Here is a 7,506-nt window from a genome sequence, read left to right as displayed (position 1 = left end):
GGGTTTCCCCCTGTGAGAGTAGGACGTCGCTAGGCAAAATTTGAATCCCTTCTGTGTACATACAGGAGGGATTTTTTGCATTTTAAGAAAGTATAAACTTCTAACTGGATGCTAATTCGACGTAGCGAGAAATTTTAAGAATAAAGTATAAGGGCAACTACGCCTCTGTCTTCACCTAAGGGCAGGTCTCGCCAATCGGCGAGTTTTCTTTACTGGAAGACAATTTTTGGATAGGCCTTTTGAGAAGAAAGTTTGTCCTATAAGCTAAAAATTTTTTTTAAAACCCCCTAAAAAACAAGTTTCTTCCCGAATAGATATAGGTGGTATTACATCCAGTGATAAGAGGTGTCGAACAATTAATATATCTGTTCTACTAATCGTAATAATAGGCTTAAGTTTTGGGGTTTACAAAACATTCATAATAGCAACGGATGAATATAGGAGAAAAACAATTAGGATTCAGAGAACTTAATAAATGATAAAACAACGGTGGCATAGCATGAAGACAGATTATATTGTGACTGCATAATCTTTAAAGGTACGCTGTATAGATAGAAAGGGTATAGATAACGTTAGAAGGGGAGAATTATGTTGAAGGAATTTACTGTTTGCTATACTTTGGATAGTGATATTAAACGGGGAAAGCTAGTAAAGGAGTTAAACGTAAAAGCGGAAGATGTATTACAAGAGATACTAAAAAATATGGAGCGCAATGAGTATTTTGTAGTAGATAGTAATGAGGGGAGTTATATTATAAATGCTGCCCTAGTACGTTATGTACGCATTGTTGGTGAAAAAGAGTTAGTTTGTATGTAGTATCAGCCTTGTATAGCGTATAGTTACGTAAATAAGGTAGAGTGTATCCTTAGCTATACGGCCCTAGTCTGTTTTACTGTGAAAGCAAAGCAGACTAGGACCGTTTCTGAATCTCCAAGCCGAACAATCAGACTTTAATTTTTTCCTTTAATTAGAGCGCCAAGCTCCTCTGTGATGGCTTGCATTTCGCTGATGCTGAATGTTTCACGCTTCATAACGTGTTCATAAATATCCACAAGATCTTCATACATTTCCTCGCTAAAGCTTGATGCGCGCATAGCGCCTACATTTACCATACGCAGCTTTTGTTTAATCATCTCCACCATATATTCTACATTTTCTTGCGATTTTACCGATAAGTCCATCATTTTTCCTCCTGTATATTGGCGTAGTATTATCTTATCATTTTTTTATAGTATTCCTTAAACAATTCTTCTATTTTCTCGCTAAGCAACGCTATTTCTTTTATAACCGTTACATGATTGTCTATAATAGGCTTAACAAATATTAGTGAAAGGAAGAAAGTGATGATTCATGTACTATTTGTTTGCCTTGGAAACATTTGTCGTTCCCCAATGGCAGAGGCAGTTTTTCGAGAAATTGTGAAAAGGGAAGGGCTGCAGGAGAAAGTCCAGGCTGATTCGGCTGGAACTGGGCATTGGCATGTTGGAGCTGTCCCTCATCGAGGCACACGAAATATTTTAGAAGAAAATTCCATACCATTTGAAGGAATTCGGGCTAGGCAAGTAGAAACAAATGACTTAACGAAATTTGATTATATTATTGCCATGGATAGCAAGAATGTAGCCGACTTGAAGAAGCTCGGAGCAGGAAGTGGATACATTGGCAGACTATCTGATTTTGTGCCCGATGGCAGTTGGGGAGATGTCCCTGATCCGTATTTTACAGGTAATTTTCAAGAGGTATACGGCTTAGTGGCTGATGGATGTGAACGATTGATAACGTTCATCCGAAATGAACACAGTATTTAAAAAATCAGGATATATGAAAGGGGAAAGGGAGTATGGAAAAGAAGAATTCAATTGTCAAGGATATTGCGATTGGTGTGGCGGTAGGTGCGGCAGTGACAATGTTGCGCAAAGAAAATCGTGAGAAGTTTGCCAGCAATGCGCGCAGAGCAAAAACGAAGATGATTGAAATTCGAGAACATGCTGCCCCTTTAAAGGATCGTGTAAAGGAAGGCGTCCAAAATGTCGGCACAAAAGGTCGTGAGATGGCGGATTTAAAGGTTGTAAAGGAAAAAGTTGATGAAATTCGTAAATTAACTCCGGCAGTTGTGGAAACATTAAAAGAAACAAGGGATATTTTTAATAAAAAAAAGCAAGAGCTGAAGGAATCGTCCGTACCGACAGCACAGGCTGAATTTTGGGGCTCAGATGACCATGCTCAGGAGCAAGCCGATAGTATTGAACAAGTCAGCGAATCAGAAGTTTCCTTAGAAATGAGAAGTAACGATGATGGAGCAGCGCATGAGTCGCTCAGCGCTGAGAAAGAGGATAAGTAAAGCATCTAAGTAGGTGAGATGTATGTTTACGGCGGAAAGAAGAAGAATGGCACTATCATTCTTTCGGGATTTATATGTGCGAACAAAAGACGATGATGTGCAGGGTCTTGCCTCGCAGTTAGCCTACTTCTTCTTGCTTTCTTTATTTCCCGCCCTTGTATTTTTAATCACGCTCCTTGGGTATTTGCCCATTCATACGAATAATGTTCTTGAATTTTTAGAGCAATATGCTCCTGAGGAAGCAATGACAATCATTAACGAAAATGTCCATAAAATTATGGAGCATGAAAATGGCGGTTTATTGTCCTTTGGTTTAATAGGGACGCTTTGGGCTGCATCAAATGCTATTAATGCAGTGATGAGGGCTTTCAATAGAGCCTATGATACGAAGGAGACACGTTCCTTTATTATTACACGAGCACTATCGATTGTTTTGACGATTGAGATGATCTTCGTCATTATGTTCGCACTCCTATTGCCCGTATTCGGAAATATAATCGGAACAGCCCTCTTTGAAACATTTAGCCTGCCAGAGGGATTTTGGGGCATCTGGCATGTTGTGCGTTTGCTTGTAAGTCTTCTTGTTTTGTTTCTGACTTTTGCGTTTGTGTACAAATTTGCTCCAAACCAAAGACTGAGACCAAGGGAAGTTATAACCGGTGCGCTGTTTGCGACCTTTGGCTGGGTCATTGTGTCGTATTTGTTTGCCTTTTATGTGGAACACTTCGGCAACTACTCAAATACGTATGGTGGTCTCGGTGGCATTATTATTCTCATGCTTTGGTTTTATTTAACAGCATGGGTTGTTTTGCTTGGTGGAGAGATTAATGCATTGTTGAATTGCTACCGTACGAGCGGTAGAGATACACGGAATAAAACATGCTAGTGGCGGCATACTAAGAGTGCTTCTTTCATTTTAGTCAAAAGGGGATGTCACCGTGAGCAAAAATCAGCATGGTACTAACAATAATGATAAAAATCAACGAAAGCAGCGCAGCAGCTCGCAGCCAAAACATAAAACAAGCAGCAGCGCAAACAAAAGTAACGGTTTTCACTAGAAAAAGTGAATTTATTTTGCTTATGTAAAAAAGAGGACCATGGATGGTCCTCTTTATTTATTCGCTTGCAGTAACCGAAGTCCATTTAAAATGACTAAAATGGTGCTTCCTTCATGACCGATTACGCCGAGTGGCAGAGCCAGTGCTTGAAAGAAGTTCGAACAAATAAGCAAGGCGATAACAGAAAGGGAAAAGATAATATTTTGTTTTACAATTGTATTCATTCGCCTGGAAAGTCGGATTGCCTGTGCAAGACGGGAAAGCTCATTTTTCATAAGCACGACATCTGCTGTTTCTAGCGCTACATCTGTTCCTTCTCCCATGGCAATTCCAACACTTGCGGTAGCGAGTGCAGGTGCATCGTTAATACCATCGCCAACCATTGCAACTGATCCGTATTTCTCTTTTAGTGCTTTTACAGTCTGTACCTTTGTTTCAGGCAAGCATGATGCATAATATTCAGTGATAGAGCTCTCTGAAGCAATGGCATGCGCAGTTTGTTCATTGTCGCCTGTAATCATAATAGTTTGGATACCAAGCATATTTAGTTCGCGGATTGCCTCTACACTTTCTTTACGAAGTACATCCTTCATGGCAATTAAGCCTAATATTTCGCTTTCATCACTTATATACACAATTGTTTTCCCTTGCTGCGCAAGACGTTCTGCTGCAGAACCTGCAAATAAGTCTGCATTTTCTCCGATAAAGTTCGCTTTTCCAATTTTGTAAACAATGCCGTTTAATGTACCTTTTAATCCGAAGCCCGTTATATCCTCCATTTGCTCTGGTGTGCTCATTTGTATGTTATATGTTTTCTTTGCGTATTGCACAATTGCCGAAGCTAACGGATGCGTTGAGTGATTTTCAATGGAGGCTGTAATGTGAAGTAACTCTTCTTCACTAAGGCCTTCTCGTACGATAACATCTGTTACAATTGGTTTTCCTTGCGTAAGTGTGCCTGTTTTGTCAAAAGCGATTGCTTTCAGAAAGGCTAAACGTTCGAGATGAACACCGCCTTTAAACAAGATTCCATGGCGTGCCCCGTTTGAAATGGCTGAGAGTGTTGTAGGGGTAATTGCTGCAACTAGGGCACAAGGAGAAGCGACAACGAGAAGAATCATCGCACGATAGAACGTTTCATTCCAACTCCATCCTAATGTGTAATGCGGTAGAATCATCATAATTGCTACAGTGATTAATACTCCTTTTACATACGTGCCTTCAAACTTCTCGATAAACAGCTGTGAAGGTGACTTTTCACTTTGGGCATTTTGTACGAGACGGATGATTTTCTGAAACAATGTTTGATCACTTGGTTTTGTGATCTGTACTTCCATCGAACCGCGCAGATTCACAGTGCCTGCAAAGACCTCATCTCCTACTTTCTTGTCGTTAGGGATTGGTTCACCTGTGATGGCAGCTTCATCTACACTTGTTTCTCCGCGAACAATCAGACCGTCTGCTGGAATCCGCTCTCCTGGTTTTACAAGAATAATGTGGCCGATTTGCAATTGTGCCACGGCAATCTTCCTCTCTTTCCCATTCAATAGCAGGAGTGCCTCCTCCGGCTGCAAATCAAGCAGAGCAGAAATTTCCTTTTGGCTTTTATTCATTGTATAGGCTTCGAGGGCACCGCTTAGGGCAAAAATGAAGATTAAGATAGCGCCTTCTGTCCAATATCCAATAATGGCGGAACCGATAGCTGCAAAAATCATCAGCATTTCTACATTTAACTCTTTTTCAGCAATTGTGTCTTCAATGCCTTCCTTCGCTTTTGCGTATCCTCCAATCAGGAATGCCAATACATAAAAGGCAACGGATGCAGATGGATAGTTGTTTTTATCCAACATCCAGCCTGTTAAGATAAAAATACCAGAAGCAATAGCGAAAATGAGCTCATAATGCTTGCTAAGTACCTCCAAAAATAATGAACGTCTTTCTATACCGCTGCTTTGTACTAATTGTTTTGCTTCAGAACTCATAGTTATCTCTCCTTTCGTAGTCTCAATGAGAAAAAGAATCAAAATCGGTACCCCTATAAAACGACGAAAGCTGCCGTCCAGAGCGGACAGCAGCATAACAAGCAGGCCTAACATATTTTCAATTAATATATTCATCATTGTACCATATAGTTCCTGAAGTGGGGATAAAAACATATTTGTTGTATGTATCCTTCACCTTTGTTAGTATGCAGGGACTGTAAGTTGGGCAAACGGTGTGTTTGTAAACAAAATCTCATGAAGAAAAGGCAGGAAAACAAAAAAGTTTAATAAATGAAAGGGACAGCTTCTAGTAAAATAGAAGTAAGAAGTTTGTTTAGTCATTTTACTCTTATAGGTTGGAGGAACCAATATGCGTAAAAAAAGTCGCTTGCGTGAGTTATTGGAGGCTCTCATTGCGGCGTGTTGTCTTGTATTTTTAGCGAAGGTGTTTCTCTTTTTTCCAACAAAGGTAGAGGGTGCTTCCATGGTGCCTACCTTGCATGAAGGAGATAAGATTATTGTAAGTAAAGTTGTCACATATATACATCATCTAAAAAGAGGGGATGTAGTTGTCATGAAAACAGATGATTATTATGTGAAGCGTATAATTGGACTTTCAGGGGATACGCTTAAGGTAGAGAACGATCACTTATATATTAATGGTAAGCTGCAAGAGGAATCCTATCTAGAAAAAAATCAAAAGGCGGCAAGGCGTTTGATGATGAAGTTAACGGAAGACTTTGGTCCTATTACAGTCCCTGATAATAAGGTATTTGTTATGGGGGATAACCGAGCGGTTAGTCGTGACAGTCGAAATGGCCTAGGTTTCATTGATAAAAAGAACATTTTAGGGACTGTAAAGGCTGTATATTATCCATGGAAACGAATCAAACTTACAAACTAAAGATTGTAAGTCCCAGCTTGTTTTTAGCACTGTACGCAAAAGAAACTTTGTGTTTTATCTTGCTTGTTTAATGTATTTCCTTTAAATATAAGAGTGTAGAGTTTTAATTTACGCTGTAAGAAAGGATAAATTTCTATCTCGAAGCGAATTCGACGTAGTCGGAAATTTTAGGAATACAGTATGAGTAGGGCTACTCCTCTGTCTTCTCCCAAGAGCAGGGCTCGCTAGTCGGCGAGTTTTCTTTAAAAAGATCTGTATATAAAGTTACGAGAGAGTAACGATAGGGATGTGTGGTGCAAAAAATGGAGCAACAATTAATGGGTTTGCTGATGCATTATGGCTATTTGGGTCTGATTCTTGCTCTAGCTGGAGGAGTTGTCGGCCTGCCTGTTCCAGATGAAGTTTTACTTACGTTTGTTGGATATAACGTATCGCGTGGATATATGACGTATTTCGTTGCATTAGCAAGCGGTTATGCTGGAGCCTTTCTTGGTATTACGATAAGCTACATACTTGGGCTAAAGCTAGGTCTTCCTGCATTAAGAAAGTGGGGACCGAAGCTGAGAATTACGGAAGATAATATTGAGCGCACACATACCTTATTCGACAAGTATGGTCCCGTTGTTCTCGTGGTTGGCTACTATTTGCCTGGCGTTCGTCATTTGAGTGCATATTTTGCAGGGATTTCTAGTATGAGTATTCGAAAGTTTTGCTTTTACGCGTATACTGGAGCCTTGATATGGGTCAGCCTGTTTATTACGCTCGGTATGAAATTAGGGGATCATTGGTCTTATGTAGAGAGTTGTATCCATCAATATGGTATATATTTATTCTTTTTTTCCGTTTTCTCTATCCCCCTTATGATTATATATTTGCAAAGCGCTAAAAAATCAAAACCGAGTGATCGTGTATAAAAAGTAGCTGTGTGCACAGTTGCTTTTTTGCACTGTAAGAAAGGATAAATTTCTGGTCAGAAGACAATTCGATGTAGTGAGAAATTTTAAGAATACAGTATAAGTAGGGCTACGCCTCTGTCTTCGCCTAAGAGCAGGGCTCGCCAATCAGCGAGTTTTCTTTATATGATAGAATTATGCAGTTCGCGAAAACAAAAAAATAGTAAAAAACTATTGCATTCCAATGAATTAATTGTTATATTAATATTCGTCGCTGAGAGCAAGACAATCTGAAATGAATTAAAAAAGATTGTTGACATGAATAGCG

General features: G+C 39.6%; 9 protein-coding genes. 6 read left to right on the top strand and 3 right to left on the bottom strand.

The genetic code is table 11. From position 1 onward, the window contains the following. The first annotated feature begins 591 nt into the window (after positions 1-591). Complete coding sequence (locus EP737_RS24815) at positions 592-816, top strand: hypothetical protein (RefSeq protein ID WP_205651023.1); 225 nt, start codon at positions 592-594, stop codon at positions 814-816. 134 nt (positions 817-950) lie between these two features. Here EP737_RS24815 and EP737_RS24810 read toward each other — a convergent pair whose 3' ends face one another. Beyond that, positions 951-1,181, bottom strand: coding sequence for a DUF1128 domain-containing protein (locus tag EP737_RS24810; protein ID WP_129732041.1), 231 nt, complete (start codon positions 1,179-1,181; stop codon positions 951-953). 162 nt (positions 1,182-1,343) lie between these two features. Here EP737_RS24810 and EP737_RS24805 point away from each other — a divergent pair, with 162 nt between their 5' ends. The 3 genes from EP737_RS24805 to EP737_RS24795 are packed head-to-tail and all read left to right on the top strand — an operon-like array spanning position 1,344 to position 3,227. Further along, entirely contained in the window at positions 1,344-1,808 is a 465-nt protein-coding gene (locus EP737_RS24805; protein ID WP_129732039.1) for a low molecular weight protein-tyrosine-phosphatase, read from the top strand. A gap of 32 nt (positions 1,809-1,840) precedes the next feature. Continuing rightward, positions 1,841-2,341 (top strand): hypothetical protein, encoded by a 501-nt coding sequence (locus EP737_RS26120; RefSeq protein WP_205651022.1) that lies wholly within the window; start codon positions 1,841-1,843, stop codon positions 2,339-2,341. Between the two features lie 13 nt (positions 2,342-2,354). Then, entirely contained in the window at positions 2,355-3,227 is an 873-nt protein-coding gene (locus EP737_RS24795; RefSeq protein ID WP_425455966.1) for a YihY/virulence factor BrkB family protein, read from the top strand. 34 nt (positions 3,228-3,261) lie between these two features. Here EP737_RS24795 and EP737_RS26695 read toward each other — a convergent pair whose 3' ends face one another. Together EP737_RS26695 and EP737_RS24790 are read right to left on the bottom strand one after the other, a co-directional pair. Then, a complete protein-coding gene (locus EP737_RS26695; protein ID WP_281278932.1) occupies positions 3,262-3,396 on the bottom strand; it encodes a hypothetical protein in 135 nt (44 codons plus the stop codon). Between the two features lie 56 nt (positions 3,397-3,452). After that, positions 3,453-5,381 (bottom strand): heavy metal translocating P-type ATPase, encoded by a 1,929-nt coding sequence (locus EP737_RS24790; RefSeq protein WP_129732045.1) that lies wholly within the window; start codon positions 5,379-5,381, stop codon positions 3,453-3,455. A gap of 370 nt (positions 5,382-5,751) precedes the next feature. On the opposite strand from EP737_RS24790, the gene lepB reads away from it, so the two are divergent. Together lepB and EP737_RS24780 are read left to right on the top strand one after the other, a co-directional pair. Next, entirely contained in the window at positions 5,752-6,285 is a 534-nt protein-coding gene (lepB, locus tag EP737_RS24785) for a signal peptidase I (protein ID WP_129732035.1), read from the top strand. 302 nt (positions 6,286-6,587) lie between these two features. Continuing rightward, positions 6,588-7,199, top strand: a complete 612-nt coding sequence (locus EP737_RS24780) for a DedA family protein (protein WP_129732033.1) — start codon at positions 6,588-6,590, stop codon at positions 7,197-7,199. The last annotated feature ends 307 nt before the right edge of the window (positions 7,200-7,506 follow it).

The organism is Ectobacillus funiculus, assembly GCF_004138295.1.
Taxonomy (GTDB): Bacteria; Bacillota; Bacilli; order Bacillales; family Bacillaceae_G; genus Ectobacillus; species Ectobacillus funiculus.
This window is presented reverse-complemented; position numbering and strand designations above follow the sequence as displayed.